The sequence below is a fragment of the Acinetobacter sp. GFQ9D191M genome, assembly GCF_011174875.1.
In the GTDB taxonomy this organism is placed as follows: domain Bacteria; phylum Pseudomonadota; class Gammaproteobacteria; order Pseudomonadales; family Moraxellaceae; genus Acinetobacter.
Genome location: NZ_JAALGV010000067.1, coordinates 29,327 through 51,697, shown reverse-complemented (window position 1 = coordinate 51,697; position 22,371 = coordinate 29,327). Strand labels below are relative to the sequence as shown.

Here is a 22,371-nt window from a genome sequence, read left to right as displayed (position 1 = left end):
AAAAGCCCAACCGGAGTTGGGCTTTTTAGGGATTTAGCTTAAATTATTTGCCAGGTTTAAAGCTGTCTTTCAAATCTAGAATACGGTTGAACACTGGTTTGTCACTTGAATGATCATATTGATCCGCTACGAAATAGCCTTCACGTTCAAACTGGAAACGATCTTCCGGTTTTGCCTCAGCCAGCGCAGGCTCAATAACTGCTTGAACCACTTTCAATGATTCAGGGTTCAGATTCGCCAGGAAGTCATCACCAGTTTCTGGATCAGATTCAGTGAACAGACGATCGTAAATGCGAACTTCGGCAGGAATACCTTTGGTTGCAGATACCCAGTGAACTACACCTTTTACTTTACGGCCTTCAGGATTTTTACCTAAAGTTTCAGGATCGATTGAGCATTTCAATTCAACCACTTCACCGTTCGCATCTTTAATCACTTCATCACATTTGATGACATAAGCATGACGAAGACGCACTTCACCACCCGGGATTAGGCGTTTGAAGCCTTTAGGTGGCTCTTCTTCAAAGTCTTTATGGTCGATATAGATTTCTGAAGTGAGCGGAATAATACGTTCGCCCATATCTACGTTTGGATGACGTGAATGAGTCAGATCCATATCCGCTGGCAAATTGGTTAAAGTCACTTTCAGTGGATTCAATACTGCCATACCGCGAGCTGCAGTATTTTCTAAAGATTGACGGATGCAATATTCAAGCATTGCTACATCAACGATACTGCCATCGACTTTAGATACTCCTACACGCTTACAGAAATCACGCAGACCTTCAGGCGTGAAACCACGACGGCGCATACCGACAACAGTCGGCATACGTGGATCATCCCACCCGTTAACATAACCGCCTTCAACCAGCTTGCGCAGCTTACGTTTAGAAGTGATGGTGTAATCAACATTCAGACGGCTAGATTCGTACTGACGTGGAACTGATGGCGATTTAACTTTTTCCACCATCCAGTCATAGAATGGACGGTGATCTTGGAATTCCAGTGTACAAAGTGAGTGCGTAATGCCTTCAATCGCATCTGATAATGGATGCGCATAGTCGTACATTGGATAAATTTTCCATTTATCGCCAGTCTGGTGATGTGCAGAATGCAGAATACGATACAGGATTGGATCACGCATATGCACATTTGGCGAGTTCATATCTATCTTGGCACGCAATACCGCTTCGCCTTCAGCATATTCACCAGTGCGCATTTTCTCGAAACGCTCAAGGTTTTCTTCCACAGTCGCATCGCGTTGTGGCGAGTTTTTACCTGGCTCTACAAAGTTACCGCGGTTCAGCTTGATCTCTTCCGGAGTTTGCAGATCCACATAGGCATCGCCCTGTTCAATCAGTTGAATTGCCCATGCATATAACTGATCAAAATAGCTTGATGCATAGCGTGGCTCACCATTCCACTGAAAGCCCAGCCATTTCACATCATTGGCAATACCATCCACATATTCCTGCTCTTCTGCATCTGGGTTGGTATCATCAAAACGCAGGTTGCACAGGCCACCAAATTCTTCAGCAATACCAAAGTTCAGGCAGATTGCTTTTACATGACCAATATGCAAATAACCATTTGGTTCAGGCGGGAAACGGGTGACCACTTGCTGGGTACGGCCAGCTGCTAGATCGTCAGTAATCACCTGACGTACAAAGTCTAAGCCTGGTTGTTGTTCCTGCTGCTGCGCTGAATCGACTGCATTCTTATTTTGGGTCGGGTTGTCGGGCAGAGACGTCACAACATCATTTGGCTTCATGATTAATCATTCACTTCTAAAGTTAAAAAGGGATTAATGAATATGCAGTAGCTCACGCGGTCTAACTGTATTCACTAAATAAAGGTTCTTTAGTTTAACTATAGGTGAATGATCTCTCAACCGTTAACTTAGGTATTTGATTTCAATTCGTTCATTTTCAAATTGGAAAATACAATAGCTTACCAAATCGTAAAATATCCGCTTTTGACTGAGCCAGCAGATCAGTGCATGCTCTTAGGGTCAGACAAGCTTTATGAAGACGCATGATCTAGAAGAAATGACTTTGTAAATCAATGCATAAATAAGATACGATTTTTATGTTTTTAACAAAGAAAATTATGTTTTTGCTTGCCTTGTCGATTGTAGTTTGCTTATGCTTCCTTCATTCAGAAAAAACCATGGCATTAGTCCATGATTAGGAGATTACACAATGAGTTTTCCTCAAGTCGAATTAAACACCAATAAAGGTCGTATTGTTCTTGAATTAAACGCTGAAAAAGCACCTAAAACAGTAGCTAACTTCTTGCAATATGTACGTGACGGTTTTTATGACGGCGTAATTTTCCACCGCGTTATTGATGGTTTCATGATCCAGGGCGGCGGCATGGATGAAAACTTCAAAGAAAAAGCAACACGTGATGCGATTGAAAACGAAGCTGACAACGGTTTAAGCAACGATGTAGGCACCATTGCAATGGCACGTACTCAAGCACCTCACTCTGCTTCTGCTCAGTTCTTCATTAACGTGAAAAACAACTCTTTCCTTAACCACACTGGTAAAACTGCACAAGGTTGGGGTTATGCCGTATTTGGTAAAGTAGTTGAAGGCATGGACGTTGTTGATGCAATCAAAGGCGTTCGCACTGGTAACCGTGGCTACCACGCTGACGTTCCTCTAGAGAACGTTGTGATCGAATCTGCAAAAATCATTTCTGAGTAATTTTAAATCCTCCCTAACCCTCCTTTAATAAAGGAGGGAACCACCATTTTTAAAGATGGTTTTTCTCCTCCCTGAGTAAGTTTTAAAGCACTGCTTTTAAAACGAAACGCAAGAAAGGGAGGTCGGGAGGGATTAAAAAATAAGGAAAAGATTCGTGACCTATCTGTTTATCTCAGATTTACATTTGTCACCTGATCACCCTCGACTCGTTCGGGGGTTTTTAGATTTATTGGCAGCTTATCAGCATAAAAATACCCAACTGTATATTTTGGGCGACTGGTTCAATGCCTGGATTGGAGATGACTACACTGCTCCCTGGCTGGATGAAATCGTCAGTGCTTTAAAACAGTTTAACCAGGCCGGCAATCAGATCTATTTTCTCATCGGTAACCGTGACTTTGCCTTAGGCCAAGATTTTCTGAATCAATTTTCCGGACAGCTTTTACCTGAAATGACCAGTTTAAATATCGGTTCGATCCGATACCGGATCGAACATGGCGATGCACTCTGTACCGATGATGTGTCCTATCAACGTTTCAGAAAAATCATCCGTCATCCCTGGATGTTAGGTTTTTTAAGAAAAATGCCTCTTAGCTTTCGAGCCAGACTCGCCAACGGTTTCCGCAAGAAAAGCCATGAAGCACAGCAATTGAAAAGCTATGAGGTTATGGATGTAAACCCATCTGCGGTAGAAGCAGCACTCAAAGAAGCAGATGTGCTGATTCATGGACATACTCACCGCGCTGCAATCCATGATGTAAATGGTAAAAAAAGAATTGTTTTAGGAGATTGGAAAGCTGATTATGCTGAGATTTTAGAGCTGGGCAGCTCGGATATTGATATTCATAACATTCAGCTAAAAATCTGGTATTACCCATAAAAAAAGCAACTGCGAGTAGTTGCTTTTTATATTTTATTTAACTTAAACGGTATAACTGGTTAAAACCAGTATAGAAACTTTTACCATCCAGATTAAATGGATATTGTTCACCATTTTCAAGTTCAATCATCTTGCCCACATTGACCATAATCATACCATTGATGGTATTTTGCTGACGTTGCATTGGTACAACTTTGACTTGAATTTCACAACCATTAATGGCGGTCGCGATAGACCATGTATTTAAATTTTTCAAAATATTCACTCATAATATGAGCTTTTTGTGATTAAACAAGGAGAGCTATAGACTAAAAATAAATCTTATTTCTGGGTTTGCTAGAGTTTTTTTAACAGGAAAACCTGTCTTTCGTGTATCACAATCAGCTAAAAATAAACCAGCGAAAACAGTATTCGCTTTAAAGTAATTATCTTATAACTCTTTTTTGACCAAATAGCAAAATTACATTGTAATGACATATGTCAAGAGTAGTATTTTTCAGATGCTTTTTCGCCTATCTGAATGTCCAGTAAAGAAGTATTTCAACATATAAAACAAACCGATCAACATCATGATACTAAAGCCAGAGATCAAATCACCTGAATCAAGAAAGTTTAAAACTGCCAGATATCCACTAAGCAATGTATAAGTCAGCATTAAAGACGAATAAGATACGTTGCCCTAAATGATAACGTTGTTGTTTTTTTGCTCATGGATCTGTTTTTGCTGCTCAAAAAATATATCAATTTCTTCTGGTTTCATTTTACAATCCCACCCATCTTATTTTTTAAACTACTATAGCTAAAGTAAATAAAAAAGCTCTGACAAATCAGAGCTTTTATAAAATATCTTCTATGTAAGTAATCAATATTGAGAAACCACAATTTACGACTCTCTGATATTTTTATAATCAATAACCGCCTTCTGACTTGATGACTTCAGCATCAGGTTTATATTTCGCCAAAAGTTCACGAAGCGAATTCATCAGAACACTGGTATCAACCCCTACTGCAACGAACTCAGTTCCAAGCGCCAGATATTTCTGGGTAGCTTCATGCTGAGTCGATAAAATCCCAGCAGCCTTACCTGATGCACGAATCCGCTGAATAGCGTCTACTACTGCTTTTTGTACTTCAGGATGGTTCGGATTCCCCTGATAACCCATAGTCGCTGAAAGATCTACCGCCCCAATAAATACACCATCAATCCCCTCAATCTTGAGGATTTCATCCAGATTTTCCAGACCTGTCACCGATTCAATCTGAATTAACAAACAGATATTTTCATGAGCAGTCTGATAATAATTCGGGATACTGTTCCAGCGTGTCGCACGTGCCAGCGCAGCACCCACACCACGAATTCCTTCCGGTGGATAACGGACTGCTTTGACCATTAATTCGGCCTGCTCCACAGTTTCTACCATAGGAATCAATAAGGTCTGTGCGCCAATATCGAGTAACTGCTTGATCAGTTGTACACTGCCGATTGGTGGGCGTACTACAGCTTGAGATGGATAAGCAGCGATACTCTGTAATTGAGAGAGCGTTGTTCTTAAATCGCTTGGGGCATGCTCACCATCAATCAAGAGCCAGTCATAGCCCGCATTTGCCGCAATTTCTGTTCCATACGCGTCAGCCAGTCCGACCCACAAGCCAATTTGCTGCTGCGTCTTTAATTTACGTTTAAAGTAATTGGTATATTGCATCGGCCCACCTATCTTGCATGCTATTGCCTGAAGTTCTTATTAAACTCCTGTTACCAGAAACTGCCAATATACAAAAGCTTGCTTTTTATCTGATTTAACTCTTAGTTTTTCATAAAATTTCACTCAAGATTATATAAATATAAACTTTGCCGATGATGTTTTTATTGTAATAATCTTTTGATCAGAAAAATCTAGATGCCTAAAGCATATTTCTAAACGCCTTATCAAAAGATTGGAGTCCATCAATGGATTTACTCAAGATCGCTCAAACCCGTTATACCACTAAAGCTTATGACCCTAACAAGAAGGTTCCAGCAGAACAATTTGAACGTTTATTAGAAATCTTACGCCTGACGCCATCTTCGATTAACATTCAGCCTTGGCATTTTTTTATTGCCGACAATGATGCCGCTAAACAGCGTATTGCCAAAGCACTAGTTGGAACTTATGCCTACAATGCTCCCAAAGTGCTGGACTCTTCACATACCATTTTATTTTGTACCAAAGCCGATATTGACGAGTTACATCTGGACAATCTGTTAAATCGTGATGATCTCAGTGGTCGTTTTAAAGATGAGAGCGCCAAAGAAGGTCAAAAGAATACCCGTACCGGCTATGTACATTATTATCGTAATGAAAAAGGTGATATTCAGCGCTGGGCAGAAAACCAGACCTTTATCGCGCTGGGACAAATTCTATTAGCTGCAGGAAGTGAAGGGATTGATGCCACTCCGATCGGTGGTTTTGATGAAGACATTCTGAGTGAGGAATTACAGTTAGCTGAACAGGGCCTGATTCCATCAGTACTGCTTACTTTAGGTTATCGCAGTGAAAATGATTTCAATGCCAAATTACCGAAATCCCGTCTGCAAGCTGAAGATATTTTCACCAAACTGTAAGCATTTTATGTTATAAAAGGGGTCTAGTGCCCCTTTTCTTGTCAATTTGGGCCTAATTTTTGCTTTATTCTCCAAACATCCAACTAGAATAACAATTAGAGGTACCCATGTCTGTTTTACCATCCAGCTCTTTAAAATTCGAATGCAAACACTGCGATAAGATCTATTTACATCACTATGCTAATGCCCAGCATCGTTATCCGCATTGTCCAGACTGCAAACAGGCAGGCTTATTGCTTGGACGGGCTGAAAAAGAAGACCTGTTACGTTATCCGCTTGAATTTGCATCTTCCTATGTTAAACAGACATTGCATATGCTAGGCAAACAACACTAATCACACCTAGAATCAACCCGATCACACTTGCAGGTTTGAGTCGTTCTTTAAAGATGAGCAATCCTGCAATCACACCAAAAATCACCACCAGAATATTCATGCCCGCAAATACAATCGCTGGCGTATCTTTGAGCATCATGTGTGCTTTGACGTAAAAAGCAATATTGGCAAAGTTCAACGCACCCAATAACAGACCGAAACCAATATCCTTGCCAGAACCCAGATGACGATATTGCAGCAGCAGATAGATCATCGACAGAATCATGGCGCAGATAAACATCAAGTTCAGTGCCACAGCAAATTGTAGACCAAGGCTGGTGGTATATTTCAACAAGACATCAATCAGTGCATAACCAAACCACACCAGACCCAGAAAAAACATTCCCTGCCGGGAGCTTTCTGATGCCTGACGGTGTGAGAATAGAATGCACAGTACGGAACTTATGCCTAAGACAATACCCAGCATCTTGAGCTGGTTAAATTGTTCCTGAAAAATGAAATAAGCAGCGGCCAGTGATAGTACAACCGATAATCGCTGGGCAATTTCAGTTTTTAAGATTCCTGCTGTCTGTAATGACTTGGCCAGAAATAGAAATACGCTCGGCAATAAAACGCCAAGCGCCAGAATCAGTAGCCATGGAGTCTGACTCATGGAAATATGCTGGATGTCTGGCTTGAACCAGAAAAAACACAATACGCTGGCTGTGACATAATTCCAGCTAATCATGTGGATGGGGCTCAAGCCTCTATTTTTAGCAATTTTTAAGAGTATCGAGACTGCAACACTACATAATGCTGCAATAAAAATCAGTTCCATATGCTGCTCTTATTCTTCATCTTTATTTAAATATAAAAAAGCCCACATTCGCTGTGGGCTCTTCTTATAAATTATTCACAAGGAATTATTTATAACGCTCAACCATTTTCTCTAAAGAGATTGGGCGAATCTTGTCTGCATTACCTGCAGTACCAAATGCTTCATAACGGTCGATACAGATTTGCTTCATTGCATCTACAGTTGCGCTGAAGAATTTACGTGGATCGAATTCGCTTGGTTTTTCAGCCATCATACGGCGCATTGCACCTGTAGACGCTAAACGCAAGTCAGTATCGATGTTGATTTTACGAACACCGTGTTTGATCGCTTCAACCAGTTGCTCAACAGGAACACCATAAGTTTCTTTGATGTCGCCGCCATACTGGTTAATCACAGCCAGCCATTCTTGTGGCACAGAGCTAGAACCATGCATTACAAGGTGAGTATTTGGCAGTGCTTCATGAATTTCTTTAATGCGGTCAATTGCAAGAATATCGCCTGTAGGTGGACGAGTAAACTTGTACGCACCGTGTGAAGTACCTACTGCAATAGCTAATGCGTCAACATTGGTATCCGCAACGAATTGACGAGCTTCTTCAACTGAAGTTAGCAGTTGAGAATGGTCAAGTACGCCTTCAGCACCTACGCCATCTTCTTCGCCTGCCATACCTGTTTCAAGGCTACCCAGACAGCCGATTTCACCTTCTACTGAAACGCCACATGCGTGTGCCATTTGTACAGTACGGCGAGTCACATCAACGTTGTATTCGTATGAAGTCGGTGTTTTACCATCTTCACCCAGTGAGCCGTCCATCATGACTGAAGTAAAGCCTAACTGGATTGAACGTTGACATACGTCAGGGCTAGTACCATGATCCTGGTGCATTACCACTGGAATATGTGGCCATTCTTCAACTGCAGCCAAGATAAGGTGACGTAAGAATGGTGCACCTGCATATTTGCGAGCACCTGCAGATGCCTGCACGATTACAGGTGAATTCGTTGCATCTGCTGCGAGCATGATTGCGCGCATTTGTTCTAAGTTGTTTACGTTAAACGCTGGTACGCCGTAAGCATGTTCGCCGGCGTGATCCAAGAGCTGGCGCATCGAAATAAGAGCCATAATATCCTCCCAGGTAATGGGCCATATTCTACATGTTCAACTATTGCAATACAGCCAAAAAATACAATATTTTATAAAAAATCCCTGCAAAAGCAGGGATTTTTACTTGCATAGTCTGAGTTATGGTGTCATAGGCTCGGAAGCGCCTGATACAGATTGATCTACAGTCGCAGCATCTGCAGGTGCATTGGCAATTTCAGCTGGAACATCTGTATTTTTTTCATCCAGAACCGGTTTATCAATTGCATCAATTGCGGCCTGCTGTTCCGGACTAATGAACTCTTCATTTACAGCTGTTGTATTTTCTACGTCCTCGGCTGGTGTATTTTCCTGCTGGGTACAGGCAGTAAACATAAAAGATGCTGCCAGCAATGCAGCTAAAGTGAGGTGCTGTTTCATCAAAAGATCTCATCTCCATACTCTATTGTCTGCATCTTATGACAGCTTTATTGCACTTTAATGAATCAGTGATGAACAGATCTGGAATAAATAAGCGATAAAAATAAAAAAGCTGGCATCAAGCCAGCTTTTTACATTAGGACATGCGATTAAGCACGTTCTAACAATACCGCAACTGCAGGAAGTGTTTTGCCTTCAACGAATTCAAGGAATGCACCGCCACCAGTCGAGATGTAGCCAATTTTGTCAGCAACTTCGTATTTGTCGATTGCAGCTAAAGTATCGCCACCACCAGCAATCGAGAAGCCTTCAGATTCAGCAATTGCTAAAGACAGTGCTTTAGTACCTTCACCGAACTGATCTACTTCGAATACGCCGACTGGACCATTCCAAAGGATGGTTTTAGATGTTTTCAGGATTTCAGCAAATGCTTTTGCAGTTTCTGGACCAACGTCAAGGATCATGTCATTATCAGCAACATCTTCAACTTTCTTCACAGTCGCTTTAGCCGCAGCCAACGAACCCAGGAAGTCATCAAAGTTAATATCAGATGCATCAGCAACCACAACGTCAGTTGGAAGTGGAACTGAAACTTTTGCTGCAATGGCTTTCGCTGTATCGATCAGATCATTTTCACATAGTGATTTACCTACATTATAACCAGCAGCTGCAAGGAACGTATTTGCTATACCACCACCAACAATCAATTGATCACAGATATCAGATAATGAAGTCAAAACATCAAGCTTGGTAGAAACCTTAGAACCTGCAACGATCGCAACCATTGGTTTTTCAGGCGTTTTCAATGCACGGCCAAGAGCATCTAGCTCAGCTGCCAATAAAGGACCTGCTGCTGCTACTTTAGCTAAACGAGCGACACCTTCAGTTGATGCTTCTGCACGGTGTGCAGTACCAAATGCATCCATCACAAATACGTCACAAAGCGCTGCATATTTTGCTGCAAGTTCAGGATTGTTTTTCTTTTCACCTACGTTGAAGCGGCAGTTTTCCAGTAAAACAACTTGACCCGGCTGAACTTCAACACCATCCAGATAGTCTGTGAAAAGTTTTACTTCCTGACCCAATGCTTCAGTCAGATAAGCTGCTACAGGCGCAAGAGACTGTTCAGCCTTCGGCTCACCTTCAACTGGACGACCAAGGTGTGAATACACCATGACAGCCGCGCCCTTTTCTACTGCAGCTTTAATTGTTGGTAATGCAGCACGTAGACGCGCATCGCTAGTGATTACACCATTTTTAACCGGTACATTTAAATCTTCACGGATCAGAACACGTTTACCCGTCAGGTCAAGGTCAGTCATACGCTGAAAGTTCATTGTAGAGCTCTCTTTATAGATATTAAAAACGAGGCGATTTTAAATGATTATGCAGAAAAAGGTTAGCATCTTTTGCAGAAAACATTATGAATGCCAAAGTTTTGTTATGATAGAAAAAAGCTTCTTCCAGATTCAGTACCTATGTCGATACATCCTGATCCTAATCTTAACCGTCTTAATGTTCTGGGCGAGCCTTTGGCGAGCTGTTGTTTTGATCCCATTACTGGGTATTTCCGTAATGGCTTTTGCCATACCGCACCTACCGATCTGGGACAGCACACTGTCTGTGCACAGATGACCTCTGAATTTCTGAATTTTTCCCAGAAAGTGGGCAATGACCTGATTACACCATTACCAGAACTGGGATTTCCTGGACTGCAACCTGGTGATTTCTGGTGTATCTGCGTTACACGCTGGGTAGAAGCTTATGAAGCTGGACAAGCGCCACCGATCAAGCTGCAAGCCTGTCACAAAGCTGTCCTTGCTTACGTTCCTCTCCATATTTTAGAAGAATACGCTGTCTAATGAATACCGCAAAAATCATCTTGGCTTCTTCAAGCCAGACCCGTAAAGAACTGATGAACCGTCTACGTCTTGATTACGTATCGGTCGTCCCGGACATAGATGAATCACCCCAAGGTGAAAATCATGCGGATGAATTAGCCAAACGCCTGGCTTTTGAAAAAGCTCGTCATATCGCTGAGCTACATCCTGATGCGATTGTAATTGGTTCTGATCAGGTAGCCTGGCGTGAAGGCGCACCAGATATCTTTATGGGTAAGCCTTTAACAATAGAAAAGGCCATTCGCCAGCTGCAGGCCAATTCGGACAAGATTGTGTATTTCAGTACAGCGCTCAGCGTTCAGCAGAAATCTACCGGTTTTGAACGTACGCTGGTAGAACATTACAAAGTCAAATTCCGCAAACTGTCTCAAGCGGAAATTGAGCGTTATGTAGAGATCGAACAGCCGCTGCATTGTGCCGGTAGTTTTAAATGTGAAAGCCTTGGGATTAGTCTGTTTGAAACCATGATCGGTCAGGATCAAACTACCCTGATGGGTATGCCAATGATTCAGCTATGTAATATTCTTCGTGAGCTAAAGATTTTAGTTCCTTAATCTCCTTTATTTTAGGCTTTATTTATGTCCCTACCTCTAGACGTTTTAGGCGGTATTACCGCTGAACAATTCCTTGCCGAATACTGGCAAAAAAAACCGCTGCTGGTACGTAATGCCATGCCTGAAATCGCAGGCCTGCTAGAGCCTGATGATGTGATGGAGCTAGCACTTGAAGAAAATGTCACTGCACGTCTGATCAAGCAGAAAGATCGTGATCCAAATCAGTGGTCGGTCAAGACATCTCCTTTATTAAAAGCTGACTTCCAGAAGATGCCTAAGCTTTGGACTTTACTGGTTCAGGCTGTGGATCACTATTCTTTCGACCTGTCTGAACTCTGGAAAAAGTTTGCCTTTATCCCTCAATGGCGTCGTGATGACATCATGGTGTCTTATGCACCTCAAGGCGGTTCAGTCGGTCAACATTTCGACTTTTATGATGTTTTTCTGGTTCAAGGCTATGGTCATCGCCGCTGGCAACTGGGGCAAATGTGTGATGCTGAGACCGAACTTGTACCGGGGCAGCCATTAAAATTATTGCCAGAAATGGATGTGAATTTTGATGAAGTCCTTGCACCCGGTGATTTGCTGTATATTCCACCCGGTCTGTCTCATTACGGCGTAGCAGAAGATGACTGTCTGACTTTCTCTTTTGGTTTCCGTATGCCAAATGTCAGTGACATGATGGACCGTGTAGGCGATAAATTTTCGGAAAATGAAGTCTTACGCAATCCATTGACTGACATCATTCGCGATCATATCAGTGCTGCGGGTGAAGTCACAGGCAATGAACTTGAATATCTGAAAGGCAAAATCATGGAGCAGTTGCATAACTCCAATGTGCTTGAAGATGCCATCATGAGCCTGATGTCAGAACCAAAATATGAAGAGAATATTCCGGAAGCTGAAGAAATTGGTACAGGTGATCTGGAAGAAGCACTTGATCAGGGCTATAGCCTGATGCTTGAACCCGCTTCACGCTTACTCTATACAGAAGAAGATGGTGAAACCTTATTCTGGGCCAATGGTGAGGGAATCTGTATTTCTGAAGCATTTACTTCAAAACTGAAGCAGATTGCTGATGGTGCGCGTGTCTTATTGGATGAAGATTTCGCTGACGAAGATATACTGGAGGATGTTGCTGAGCTATTGAATGATTCTGTACTGATGCTAGTGCCACCGGCTGAAGAAGAGTAAGTTTTTATATCTCGGTCATTTTAAGTCTATAAAAAAAGAGGATCATATGATCCTTCTTTTTTATGTATGTATAATTTTGAGATGATTAAGGCTGATAGAGTTCCATCACCACGTGTACGCAAGTATCGCCTTTCGCAGACTGAATATCCAGCATTCCACCCATGCGTTCAATACGCATTTTCATACTGCGCATACCAATGCTCATGCCATTTTTCTGCACCATCTCCGGATTAAAACCGATACCATTGTCCTGAATTTTTAAAGTCAGTTGATGTGGTTGTGTATATTCCATACTCACACTCACTTTTGTGGCCTGACTATGCTTGATAATATTGGTCAAGCTTTCTTCTACCACACGGATCAGGGTCAGACATTGTAAAGCCGTAGGTTCACGCTGCCAGACTTTAGGAAATGACCATTCTACGGCGATATCCATTTCTTCCAGCAATTGAGTAAATCGGTAACGTACTGGCGCAATCCAGATCACTGGCGTTTCAGGCACTTTATTGTCAATAGAAGAACCGCTATCGATGATTTGACGCAGGTCATCCCTAAGCAGCTTCAGCATAGATAAAAACTGTCGATTGGAAATGTTTTCGGTACTTTGATCCACCAGAATCATGGAACGCACAATCGAGCCACCTAGTCCATCATGCAGTTCATGTGACAGATTAATCCGTTCCTGCAAACGCACATTATCCAGTTCCAGCTTATGCTGATCACTCAGGCTTTTATTTAGATCTGCACTGACTTGCCGTACTTTGGATTCCAGCTGCGTATTAAATTTTTCGATTTTTTTAATATTACGATTCAGTCGTGTCCCCATAATTAGCACGACAAACAGGATAATAATCGGTGATGTATAAGGTGATAAAGGTGAGAATTCACTAACCGCCGTTTGACCCAGAATGATCAGATCTATAATGACACACAGCAAAATTCCCCACAGACAAAGCATCAGAAACAGATATTCGCCATTTCGAGTTTTAATTGCCCAGTAGCTAACATAGATGACACAACTAATATAAAGCAGCACATAGCAGACAAAAGCAACACTTAGCACTGCTTCTAAATGATCTAAAGAACTGGCTATGATGAATAGACTGAATAAAGCAGTCACCCCGATAAGTCCCCGCTCCAAACGCTGAAATTTCTGCTTCAAGAACCGAATTAGATACAGACAAAAACAGTGCATATAGAGGATAAAGAAAATCAGATTGGCTTTACCGGCCCATATACTGGAGGGAAAAGGAAAATTCTCTGTGGTTAATACATTGGAGATAAACAGAATCCACAATAATGAACTCAACGCCAGCCAGCCAAAAGTGGTTTCTGAACATCGGAATAGCCAGATAATCAGGCTAATGACTCCAATCGTACCGGATAGAATCATATTGATCTGAAAGAGTGTACGGCGATCCCAGATCTTTTTTGAGTAATGCTGGTCATTGGCCATGATGTTGTGAAATTCAATTCTGCCAAGCCCTGCACCCTGGAAACTATAGCCTCGTACATAAATCAGCAGTTCATTGTCTGTCTGCTTCAAGCCCGCAATGGGCAAAATCCAGTAACGTGGTACATTCCAGCTTTTAGACAAAGGCTCTTGCAGGTTTTGATCCGACCACAGCAGATCATCATTCAGGAAAACAGCTCCAGCAGAGTTCAGATAATCAATACCAAAAACAATGGGTTCAGCGAGACGTATATTGTCCTGACAAGACCAACCCCAGCGAATTTTATACCAGGCACCCCCATTATATTTCGGCCAGTTATTTTTCCAGTTATCCGGTAATGTTACAGGTTGCCAGCCCGCCTCCGGAATTTCGAGATGACTTGGGACTTGAACTTTTTGTTGCTGTTCAATGTTCACCTGACAAAGCTCGTTAATCTGAAAATTATTCTGTGCCAAGCTGATGCAAGAGAATAGGCTCAGCCAGCTCCCTATCATTAATAGAGCGAAGAGCCTTAGTCTTTGCCCAAACATCTTGCTAACAGACAGCATTCGCACTAAAGAATACCTAAATGCCGGGCGGTGCTGACTGCTTTGGTCCGCTTGCTAACAGAGAGTTTGCGGTAAATATGCTTGATATGACTTTCAACGGTATAACGTGACACGCAGAGTTCATCAGCAATTTCACGATTGCTGAGCCCCTGTGCCACCAATGAAAGAATTTCTTTTTCCCGTTGAGTCAAGCTTTCCTGTTCAGGATCAAGTACGATCTGCTCCAAAGAGGAAGATGGCTCTGAACTGGAAATCTGCTTGAGAATTTCCCGTGCAATAAAAGGATCAATGGGTGCACCGCCACGCAAAATACTACGAATTGCCAGACTTACTTCTGTATCATCGCGTTCCTTGAGTACATAACCGGTTGCTCCCGCCTTAATTGCTTTTAACAAGCTATCCTGAGTGCTCCAGGCAGATACCACTAGTATTAAGGTTTGTGAACCGAGCTCATGTATTTTTTCAATAATGGAAATGCCATTTCCATCTGGCAGTCCAAGATCAATCAGTGCTAAACAGAACGGTTCTTGTTGCAGAAGATATTCGGCTTCCCTGACATTATTGGCGAACAGCAATACCTCATCACTATATCCCAGATCCTTCAAAATATTTTTTAAACGGCACTGAATGACATATTCGTCTTCAACAATTAATACAGGTACCGGTAGTACGGCGTCTTGTGCTGTCATAAGCACACCCCTTATCGTTATTCTTATTACCCCATTGAAATTAAAATATAAACAAAAAAAGAAGAAAAATCATGAGTTTTTTTAACTTTATTGTGAGTAGCTCTAAGTATGAATAATTTTGAAAGCAGAGTTCTTGTTCTTGGAAAATTTAAATTTATAAACCATAAAAATGCCATCTATTTTCAGATGGCAATTTTTTATCTTCCAAATATTAGGAGCAGTTTATTTTTTGCTTTTCTTCTCAGGACCATATTGCTGCTTCAAATACTCCACAATATCTTTGGACTCAAACATTTTTGTATTGGTATTTGGGTCAACCAGATAAGGAACCTGAATATTATCTCCCATTACTTTTAAGACCTGTTCACGCTTACCACCCGGTAAAGGTTCATATTTCCCCGGTTTTAAACGCAGTTTTGCCAGACCTTGATCCTGCCAACGTTCTTTTGCCACATTATGATAGATGTAAGGGATTTCCAGTTCAGACAATACGCCACGGACAATACGGGTATATGGACTGGCTTCAAAGCCCCACAGCTCAAGAAGCTGTTCAGGCGCAGGGCTATTCTTCGACAACGGTTTAGCCATGCCACCACGTAGACCATTCACCATCGTACCTGCAATGGCAGCAACCGGCACTTTTGGATAATTTGAATATTTGGCTGGAGTCTTACCTGTCTTGCCATAATGCTTAAACAGGTGATGAATAATATCCTGAGATTCGTATAGCTTATCTCCGGTATTTTCATCTACTAAAAATGGAAACTGAAGTTTGCCACCTTGCTGTTTCACTTCGGGACGAAAGCGTTTACCGCCTCGTGGGCACGGATACACTTCATAATCGAGATTCAGTAAAGTCATGACCTCACGGACACGACGACAGAATGGCGATCCTTCATATTCATAAAGCTTGAGAGGCTTTTCAGGCTGATTCGGAAATGGTGTTCCAGTGGTACCACGTCCACCTTCCAGAAATGCGGATGCCAATGCCTGTGCTACTTTAATCTGATGGCCTAACATATCGTCTGTCCTCTTTATTATTTTCAAACCGTGAAAGCAGCAATCTAAACTGCCTGACTTCCACGGTATAGCTTGTTTTTGTATATTTTCAATAACCGGAATTAGTCCACCAGTTGTTCTTTGGACAGGACAATGCCGTTGTTATCAGCATAGACATACTCGCCTGATTTAAAGGTCACGCCACCAAAATAAAGCGGCACATCTACCTCACCAATCCCCTTACGGTTGCTCTTTTGAGGAATAGAAGCTAAAGCATGTACACCAAGATCAAGCTCAGCAATCGCATCGACATCACGGACACAGCCGTAGATAATTACACCATTCCAGTGGTTTTTCACCGCAGACTCAGCAATCAGGTCACCCATCAATGCACAACGCATCGAAGCACCACCATCTACAACCAGAACCTTGCCGGTACCATCTGTCGCCAATAACTCTTTTACTCGAGAGTTATCTTCAAAACATTTTACGGTCACAATCTGGCCGCCAAAGCTTTTACGTGCACCATAGCTTCTAAAGAATTTGCCATCCAGGCATGGGGTGACCACCTGCAAGTTTTTATCCGGATTGTCATCAAGCAGGTCACAAGTTACAAATGGTACGCTGGACACGATTTTTTACCCTCATTTCATTTTTTGTATGGCTAAATTATCATAAATTTCAAATTTCACAGTCTGATTCAGCGCTGCATATACCATAGTATGAGCCACCTGCTCTGCTGTCACTGGCTTGTATTTAAAAGAATCGGGGATGAAATGCGAAAACTTGTCAAACAGGTTCTGTGCCGCGTCTTCCAGTAAACGCTGATGATCTCGCTCACCAATCAACAAAGAGGGTCGGAACAAGCTGATACGCTCCAGAGACAAGGTCTGGATATAATCCTCTAATTCACCCTTTACCCGGTTATAGAACAGTCTGGATTTTGAATTGGCACCCATCGCACTAATCAACAGATAATGAGCATCCGTTTGCTGCACCAGTTCGGCAAAATGGGCGTTGATGGTGTAATCGGTATTATAAAAAGCTTCTTTCGAACCGGCTTTCTTTAGCGTGGTACCCAGACAGCTAAAGGCATGAGTATGGCCACTGACATCCTGATCATTGAGCATTAAGAAATCCTCAACGACCACCTGCTTGACCTTGTGCCACTGTTCAAATTCTGGTTGATGTTTACGCACGATGACGCTAATACGCTTACAACTAGGTTCATTTACCAGCTGTTGTACCAAAGTCTTTCCGACCAAGCCTGTAGCGCCAATCACGATAGGATATGTAATGGTTTTAGTCATTTTTTGTACGATCTCCCTGCTTAGATACTAATCTAACGTTTTCTTTAGAATTTTTCTGCAACTAAAATGTTGTCAAAGCATGTCAAGACTTGACTTAAGCCCATAGTTTCCTCAAAATATGGCACTTGTTTACGGGCTGGTGATAGTTCTTCTGATGTGGTTTTCAGTTGAGTTTCAGCCCGCCCAGACCAATCTATTTCAAGGAGTGCACGAGTGGCAAACTCTGCTCAAGCAAAAAAACGTGCTCGTCAAAACGTTAAAGCACGCAAACACAACGCAAGCTTGCGTTCTATGGTTCGTACATATCTTAAACGTACAGTAGCTGCTATTGCTGCTGGCGACTATGCTGTTGCTACTGAAGCTTACAAAAAAGCTGTTCCAGTAATCGACCGTATGGCTGACAAAGGTATCATCCATAAAAATAAAGCAGCTCGTCATAAGAGCCGTTTGAACGCGCAAGTTAAAGCATTAGCTTCTAACTAATCGCAAATCAAAAGAAGCCCTTTTAGGGCTTTTTTTGTGCCTGAGATTTAATACCGAATCAATAATAAAGAATGATGAATACCAGAAAGTATCTAATCCTAGTTATAGAAATCTTCTATTCAAATAAAAATAGAATACATTATTCATCCTTATCCATAGAATGAGGTGTTGTCGTTTGATCTTGCTGCGCATTGTCTGTATCACGCTGACAGGCAGTTAATCCCAGCATAACGACCAGACTTAAAATTGTGATTATTTTCATGATAACTCCTATGCTTCCAAAATTGGTTTAAATATCAGCATAGTGATATTTCATCATTACTCTATTTCACTTTCATACGATAAATGTAAAAAGCTCAACCTAAATGATTGAGCCTTTGAATTATTTATTGACCTTTAATTCGGTATTCTGAAATTGGGAAATATCCAGCTCATGCACTTTGCCACGCCAGATCCATTTTAGTTTAGATTCCTCAAATACATCGCCCTCAAACCAGACAAACAGACCTTCCATCATTTTCGGCCAGTCTTCACGGCTGACTTCCTGATGCCCAGACATCACTGCAATCATCGCTGCCAGAATGGTGTCATGACTGACCGCCAGACTGAGTCCATACGGCGTTTTCGGATGAGTGTTATAAATCAATTCCAGTACATTCACTACGCCATTAATTGGATGTTTCATTCCGGGCAAGGCATTGTTGACGAAGCTATTAATAAAGCCTAATGCCCCCTGTTTTTTGAAATATGGCCCTGCTTTTTGAATATCCAGTACAAAGCTGCCTGGCTCAACTAGCAAACCCTGTTCCACGATTTCAATCTTATGGGTATGCGGTGCTTTATCCGTTGCATCTGCCCCTTCGATCATCAATGCTGCGGTATCTACGCAGCGCTGAATCGGACTCGATATACAATGCTGAATATGCCGATCTGTCTGATTGACCAGATAAGCGCCCCATTCCTGCGCCAGATCACGTCCTTGCGGCGTCAACTGCAAATCATACCCTGCCAGTCCCTGACCAGCGACATCTTCACGCAGAGAATGCCGCGTAAACAGAGTCACAGGTGTCTTGGTATCAGGCAATAAATCTATTGCACTGAGCATACTTGGTGGAAGCAGTTTTAATGCCACAATCTTGCCAACTGATCTATCAACGGAATCTTCCTCACTATACCATGAACGGCTATGAGCTCAATCATTGTCTTGCATGTCTGCCAGTGCCCGTAAAGCCAGTGCTTTCATTGCTTCATTCTTATAGGCGATAAACCCGCCATTCAGTAAGGTCTTGCGCTGATTGTAGATGAATGGCCGACCTTCCAGATCAACCAACCCTCCACCAATTCGCTCGAGCATGCATTGACCGGCACTGGTATCCCATTCAGAGGTTGGATGGAAACGAGGATAAATATCTACCCAGTCTTCAAGAAACATGCAGAATTTATAGGCACTTCCTGCCTTGAACTCGGTGTACGCGCTAAGTTTAGCCAGACTTTGTAGATACTCGACATATTTTGGTTTTTGCTGACTGCTCTGACTCAGACCGACAAAGACATCCTGATGATTTATAGCTGCTTCATAACCAAACCATGCCTGATTCTGAATATCGTATTTTAAAGGCATGCCCTGTTCTGGGCAGAAATAAATTAGCTGCTGCGCAGGAACCGCCAAAATAGCAAAGGTAGTCAGACTGCCTCTGACCAGACTGAGATTAATCGTGAATTCTGGGCGCTGATGCAAAAACTCTTTAGTGCCATCCAGAGGATCAAGTAACCAGAAATCTGTCCAGGCATGACGCTGATCCTGCTGCCCCTCTTCTGACAATAAAGGCAATTCTGAGATTTCCGCTAAAGCTTGGGTTAAATAACTATTCACCCGATAGTCTGCCTGGGTCACAGGAGAATCATCACTTTTCTTGACAATATCAAACGCAGCACCTGAACAATAACGCTGATATTCTTCTCGCAAAATTTCACAGGCCTGTGTCAAAATGGGCACAAACTGCAAAATCATCGGATCTTGTGGTGCTATTATCGCTTTAAACATAGAAAACCTTATATGTCGAATTGCTCAGAAAAACCGCCTGTCATTTTTGATATGGACGGAACTTTACTTGATCTTGCCTACGATGATTTCATCTGGAACGAGTTATTACCGGTCCGTTATGCTGAAACACATGGCTGTAGTCTGGAACAGAGCCGCGAAACGCTTTATGCATTCTATCAGCAACATAATCATACCCTAAACTGGTACTCTTCTCGCTTCTGGACGGCTAAAGTCGAAGTCGATGTTCTGGCCATGCAAATTGAGCATAAAGATAAAGTTAGCTTACGCCCTTATTGCTTGGAATTACTCGATTATCTTAAAAATAATGGCTATCCGATCTGGCTTGCCACCAATGCCGACTGTGCAGGACTCGCCTTCAAACTGGATCATCTGAATCTCAAAGATTATTTCAATGTCATTGTCAGCTCGGAAAGCATTGGACATGCCAAGGAATTTGTAGAATTCTGGCAAGGTCTGAATGCTTTGCACCCCTTTGATCCTGAGCAGGTCTATTTTATTGATGATACCGAAAAAGTCCTGAATGGTGCCAAGGCTTATGGCATCCAGAACTTGTTCTGCATCCAGCAACCTTCTTCCAGTAAAGTTGCACGCCAGACTTGCAATTACCCGATGCTGCACCAATTAACAGATTTAATCACTCATTTAAATCAGTCTGAGGTAAACAAGCAATATGCGTAAATCGTCTTTACCCGAAGATGCGGTAGGCATGCGTATAGATAAATGGCTGTGGGCGGCACGTTTTTTTAAAACCCGTTCCATTGCCAAGAATGCTATTGAGGGCGGTAAAGTCCATCATAATGGTGAGCGTGTAAAAGTATCTCGCGAAGTCCGTGTGGGTATGGAGTTGACGATTCAGCAAGGTATCGACAAAAAAACCGTGGTTGTAAAAGAACTTTCTGATGTTCGTGGTCCTGCACCTGTGGCACAGAAACTGTATGAAGAAACTGAAGTCAGTATCGCTCGCCGGGAATTGATTGCATCGCAAAGAAAGTTGCATAATCTAGCGCGTCCCGATCATCGACCAAGCAAAAAAGATCGTCGAGACATCAGTCGATTCAAGAATGAAAATAGTCAGAACTTTGATCAACATTGGTCATATAATGATGATTAAATTCAAGCGTCAGCATGTGTCGTAACACTGCTGGATTTTATAGAACACAAGGGAAATTTCTGTCACTATATTCCTGTGGAACAAAGCTCTAATGTAAGACATCCACTTGAGTACTAAGTTTGTGACATCGTATTGAGGTTGTAAGATGGATGAGAATAAAAACAAGGCGCTCAACGCTGCCTTAAGCCAGATTGAAAAACAGTTTGGTAAAAACACAGTGATGCGTCTTGGTGACAATACCGTGCAAGCAGTTGAAGCTGTATCTACAGGTTCTTTAACGCTTGATATTGCACTCGGTATTGGTGGTTTACCGAAAGGCCGTATTATCGAGATTTATGGTCCTGAATCCTCAGGTAAGACCACAATGACATTGCAAGCGATTGCTGAATGTCAAAAAGCTGGCGGTACATGTGCATTCATCGATGCCGAGCACGCGCTTGATCCTCAATATGCCCGTAAACTTGGTGTAGATATTGATAACCTACTGGTTTCTCAGCCAGACAACGGTGAACAGGCACTTGAAATCGCTGATATGCTAGTACGTTCTGGTGCGATTGACCTGATCGTAGTCGACTCTGTTGCTGCATTGACCCCTCGCGCCGAGATTGAAGGCGAAATGGGTGACTCACATATGGGTCTGCAAGCACGTTTGATGAGCCAGGCACTGCGTAAAATTACCGGTAATGCCAAGCGTTCAAACTGTATGGTGATCTTCATTAACCAGATCCGTATGAAGATTGGTGTAATGTTCGGTAGCCCGGAAACGACTACTGGTGGTAATGCACTGAAATTCTACGCTTCTGTACGTCTGGATATCCGCCGTATCGGTCAGGTAAAAGAAGGTGACGAGATTGTAGGTTCTGAAACCAAAGTCAAAGTTGTTAAAAACAAAATGGCGCCTCCATTCAGAGAAGCTCTGTTCCAGATTCTGTATGGTAAAGGTGTTAACCATCTTGGTGAACTGATTGACCTTGCAGTACAGCAAGAAATCGTTCAAAAAGCGGGTGCTTGGTATTCATATCAAGGCGACAAGATTGGCCAAGGTAAGAACAATACCATCCGTTATCTTGAAGAACACAAAGAGCTAGCGGATACCATTGAAAAACTGATCCGTGAGCAACTGCTTACTACAGGCAAAGTAGTCGAAGATAAAGACGAAGAAGAACCAGCAGACTTTCTGGATGCATAATCCTTAA

General features: G+C 42.3%; 26 protein-coding genes. 11 read left to right on the top strand and 15 right to left on the bottom strand.

The genetic code is table 11. The annotated features are described in order from the left end of the window. Positions 1-43 precede the first annotated feature (43 nt). Positions 44-1,771, bottom strand: coding sequence for a glutamine--tRNA ligase/YqeY domain fusion protein (locus G5T77_RS10080; RefSeq protein ID WP_166136620.1), 1,728 nt, complete (start codon positions 1,769-1,771; stop codon positions 44-46). A gap of 430 nt (positions 1,772-2,201) precedes the next feature. Here G5T77_RS10080 and G5T77_RS10075 point away from each other — a divergent pair, with 430 nt between their 5' ends. Together G5T77_RS10075 and G5T77_RS10070 are read left to right on the top strand one after the other, a co-directional pair. Then, positions 2,202-2,711, top strand: coding sequence for a peptidylprolyl isomerase (locus G5T77_RS10075; protein ID WP_004786097.1), 510 nt, complete (start codon positions 2,202-2,204; stop codon positions 2,709-2,711). Positions 2,712-2,865: 154 nt separating this feature from the next. Continuing rightward, the gene (locus G5T77_RS10070; RefSeq protein ID WP_166136617.1) at positions 2,866-3,591 is read left to right on the top strand and encodes a UDP-2,3-diacylglucosamine diphosphatase; all 726 of its coding nucleotides are present in this window, start codon (positions 2,866-2,868) and stop codon (positions 3,589-3,591) included. Positions 3,592-3,628: 37 nt separating this feature from the next. Here G5T77_RS10070 and G5T77_RS10065 read toward each other — a convergent pair whose 3' ends face one another. Together G5T77_RS10065 and hpaI are read right to left on the bottom strand one after the other, a co-directional pair. After that, the gene (locus G5T77_RS10065; RefSeq protein WP_004786100.1) at positions 3,629-3,847 is read right to left on the bottom strand and encodes a hypothetical protein; all 219 of its coding nucleotides are present in this window, start codon (positions 3,845-3,847) and stop codon (positions 3,629-3,631) included. Positions 3,848-4,499: 652 nt separating this feature from the next. Further along, positions 4,500-5,294 (bottom strand): 4-hydroxy-2-oxoheptanedioate aldolase, encoded by a 795-nt coding sequence (gene hpaI, locus G5T77_RS10060; RefSeq protein ID WP_125278322.1) that lies wholly within the window; start codon positions 5,292-5,294, stop codon positions 4,500-4,502. A gap of 245 nt (positions 5,295-5,539) precedes the next feature. On the opposite strand from hpaI, the gene nfsB reads away from it, so the two are divergent. Together nfsB and G5T77_RS10050 are read left to right on the top strand one after the other, a co-directional pair. Continuing rightward, positions 5,540-6,193 (top strand): oxygen-insensitive NAD(P)H nitroreductase, encoded by a 654-nt coding sequence (gene nfsB, locus G5T77_RS10055; RefSeq protein ID WP_166136614.1) that lies wholly within the window; start codon positions 5,540-5,542, stop codon positions 6,191-6,193. Between the two features lie 107 nt (positions 6,194-6,300). Next, the gene (locus G5T77_RS10050) at positions 6,301-6,528 is read left to right on the top strand and encodes a hypothetical protein (protein ID WP_004786112.1); all 228 of its coding nucleotides are present in this window, start codon (positions 6,301-6,303) and stop codon (positions 6,526-6,528) included. Here the strand turns inward: G5T77_RS10050 and G5T77_RS10045 are convergent. The 4 genes from G5T77_RS10045 to G5T77_RS10030 form a co-directional block, all read right to left on the bottom strand. Beyond that, positions 6,491-7,345, bottom strand: coding sequence for a DMT family transporter (locus G5T77_RS10045; RefSeq protein WP_034702593.1), 855 nt, complete (start codon positions 7,343-7,345; stop codon positions 6,491-6,493). The genes G5T77_RS10050 and G5T77_RS10045 overlap by 38 nt on opposite strands. Before the next feature lie 85 nt (positions 7,346-7,430). Beyond that, entirely contained in the window at positions 7,431-8,468 is a 1,038-nt protein-coding gene (gene fba / locus G5T77_RS10040) for a class II fructose-bisphosphate aldolase (RefSeq protein WP_104426189.1), read from the bottom strand. A gap of 120 nt (positions 8,469-8,588) precedes the next feature. Then, a complete protein-coding gene (locus G5T77_RS10035) occupies positions 8,589-8,867 on the bottom strand; it encodes a hypothetical protein (protein WP_166136611.1) in 279 nt (92 codons plus the stop codon). A 149-nt stretch (positions 8,868-9,016) separates the two neighbouring features. Next, on the bottom strand, positions 9,017-10,204 hold the full coding sequence (locus G5T77_RS10030) for a phosphoglycerate kinase (RefSeq protein WP_166136607.1): 1,188 nt from the start codon (positions 10,202-10,204) through the stop codon (positions 9,017-9,019). Between the two features lie 141 nt (positions 10,205-10,345). Here G5T77_RS10030 and G5T77_RS10025 point away from each other — a divergent pair, with 141 nt between their 5' ends. Genes G5T77_RS10025 through G5T77_RS10015 form a run of 3 tightly spaced genes read left to right on the top strand, consistent with a single transcriptional unit; the run spans position 10,346 to position 12,516 of the window. Next, on the top strand, positions 10,346-10,729 hold the full coding sequence (locus G5T77_RS10025) for a DUF2237 domain-containing protein (RefSeq protein WP_034170328.1): 384 nt from the start codon (positions 10,346-10,348) through the stop codon (positions 10,727-10,729). Then, positions 10,729-11,322 (top strand): Maf family protein, encoded by a 594-nt coding sequence (locus G5T77_RS10020; protein ID WP_034702599.1) that lies wholly within the window; start codon positions 10,729-10,731, stop codon positions 11,320-11,322. Before G5T77_RS10025 ends, G5T77_RS10020 begins: the two co-directional genes overlap by 1 nt. 24 nt (positions 11,323-11,346) lie before the next feature. After that, on the top strand, positions 11,347-12,516 hold the full coding sequence (locus G5T77_RS10015; protein WP_166136604.1) for a cupin domain-containing protein: 1,170 nt from the start codon (positions 11,347-11,349) through the stop codon (positions 12,514-12,516). Positions 12,517-12,601: 85 nt separating this feature from the next. On the opposite strand, the gene G5T77_RS10010 is transcribed toward G5T77_RS10015, so the two are convergent. The 5 genes from G5T77_RS10010 to G5T77_RS09990 all read right to left on the bottom strand — a co-directional run bounded on the left by G5T77_RS10010 (position 12,602) and on the right by G5T77_RS09990 (position 17,516). After that, complete coding sequence (locus tag G5T77_RS10010; RefSeq protein WP_166136601.1) at positions 12,602-14,464, bottom strand: ATP-binding protein; 1,863 nt, start codon at positions 14,462-14,464, stop codon at positions 12,602-12,604. A 59-nt stretch (positions 14,465-14,523) separates the two neighbouring features. Next, the gene (locus tag G5T77_RS10005) at positions 14,524-15,207 is read right to left on the bottom strand and encodes a response regulator transcription factor (RefSeq protein WP_034702603.1); all 684 of its coding nucleotides are present in this window, start codon (positions 15,205-15,207) and stop codon (positions 14,524-14,526) included. Positions 15,208-15,429: 222 nt separating this feature from the next. Then, the gene (locus G5T77_RS10000) at positions 15,430-16,227 is read right to left on the bottom strand and encodes a glutathione S-transferase N-terminal domain-containing protein (protein WP_034702605.1); all 798 of its coding nucleotides are present in this window, start codon (positions 16,225-16,227) and stop codon (positions 15,430-15,432) included. 101 nt (positions 16,228-16,328) lie between these two features. Beyond that, positions 16,329-16,838 carry a ribonuclease E activity regulator RraA gene (gene rraA, locus G5T77_RS09995; protein ID WP_125278329.1) on the bottom strand — a complete coding sequence of 170 codons (510 nt, stop codon included), beginning with the start codon at positions 16,836-16,838 and terminating at the stop codon, positions 16,329-16,331. Between the two features lie 12 nt (positions 16,839-16,850). After that, complete coding sequence (locus G5T77_RS09990) at positions 16,851-17,516, bottom strand: NAD-dependent epimerase/dehydratase family protein (protein WP_034702612.1); 666 nt, start codon at positions 17,514-17,516, stop codon at positions 16,851-16,853. A gap of 213 nt (positions 17,517-17,729) precedes the next feature. Here G5T77_RS09990 and rpsT point away from each other — a divergent pair, with 213 nt between their 5' ends. Beyond that, positions 17,730-17,999, top strand: coding sequence for a 30S ribosomal protein S20 (gene rpsT, locus G5T77_RS09985; RefSeq protein ID WP_004786139.1), 270 nt, complete (start codon positions 17,730-17,732; stop codon positions 17,997-17,999). Positions 18,000-18,138: 139 nt separating this feature from the next. Here the strand turns inward: rpsT and G5T77_RS17205 are convergent, their stop codons facing one another. From G5T77_RS17205 to G5T77_RS09975, 3 genes are all read right to left on the bottom strand, one after another. After that, complete coding sequence (locus G5T77_RS17205; protein WP_004786141.1) at positions 18,139-18,261, bottom strand: hypothetical protein; 123 nt, start codon at positions 18,259-18,261, stop codon at positions 18,139-18,141. Between the two features lie 120 nt (positions 18,262-18,381). Next, positions 18,382-19,131 (bottom strand): phosphoglycerate mutase family protein, encoded by a 750-nt coding sequence (locus G5T77_RS09980; protein ID WP_166136598.1) that lies wholly within the window; start codon positions 19,129-19,131, stop codon positions 18,382-18,384. A gap of 60 nt (positions 19,132-19,191) precedes the next feature. Beyond that, positions 19,192-20,043, bottom strand: a complete 852-nt coding sequence (locus G5T77_RS09975) for a 3'(2'),5'-bisphosphate nucleotidase CysQ (protein WP_166136595.1) — start codon at positions 20,041-20,043, stop codon at positions 19,192-19,194. A 12-nt stretch (positions 20,044-20,055) separates the two neighbouring features. On the opposite strand from G5T77_RS09975, the gene G5T77_RS09970 reads away from it, so the two are divergent. From G5T77_RS09970 to recA, 3 genes are all read left to right on the top strand, one after another. After that, positions 20,056-20,742, top strand: coding sequence for an HAD hydrolase-like protein (locus tag G5T77_RS09970; protein ID WP_004786146.1), 687 nt, complete (start codon positions 20,056-20,058; stop codon positions 20,740-20,742). Continuing rightward, the gene (locus G5T77_RS09965) at positions 20,735-21,175 is read left to right on the top strand and encodes a S4 domain-containing protein (protein ID WP_004786147.1); all 441 of its coding nucleotides are present in this window, start codon (positions 20,735-20,737) and stop codon (positions 21,173-21,175) included. The genes G5T77_RS09970 and G5T77_RS09965 overlap by 8 nt, the downstream gene beginning before the upstream one ends. Positions 21,176-21,320: 145 nt before the next feature. Beyond that, entirely contained in the window at positions 21,321-22,364 is a 1,044-nt protein-coding gene (gene recA / locus G5T77_RS09960) for a recombinase RecA (RefSeq protein WP_004786150.1), read from the top strand. The last annotated feature ends 7 nt before the right edge of the window (positions 22,365-22,371 follow it).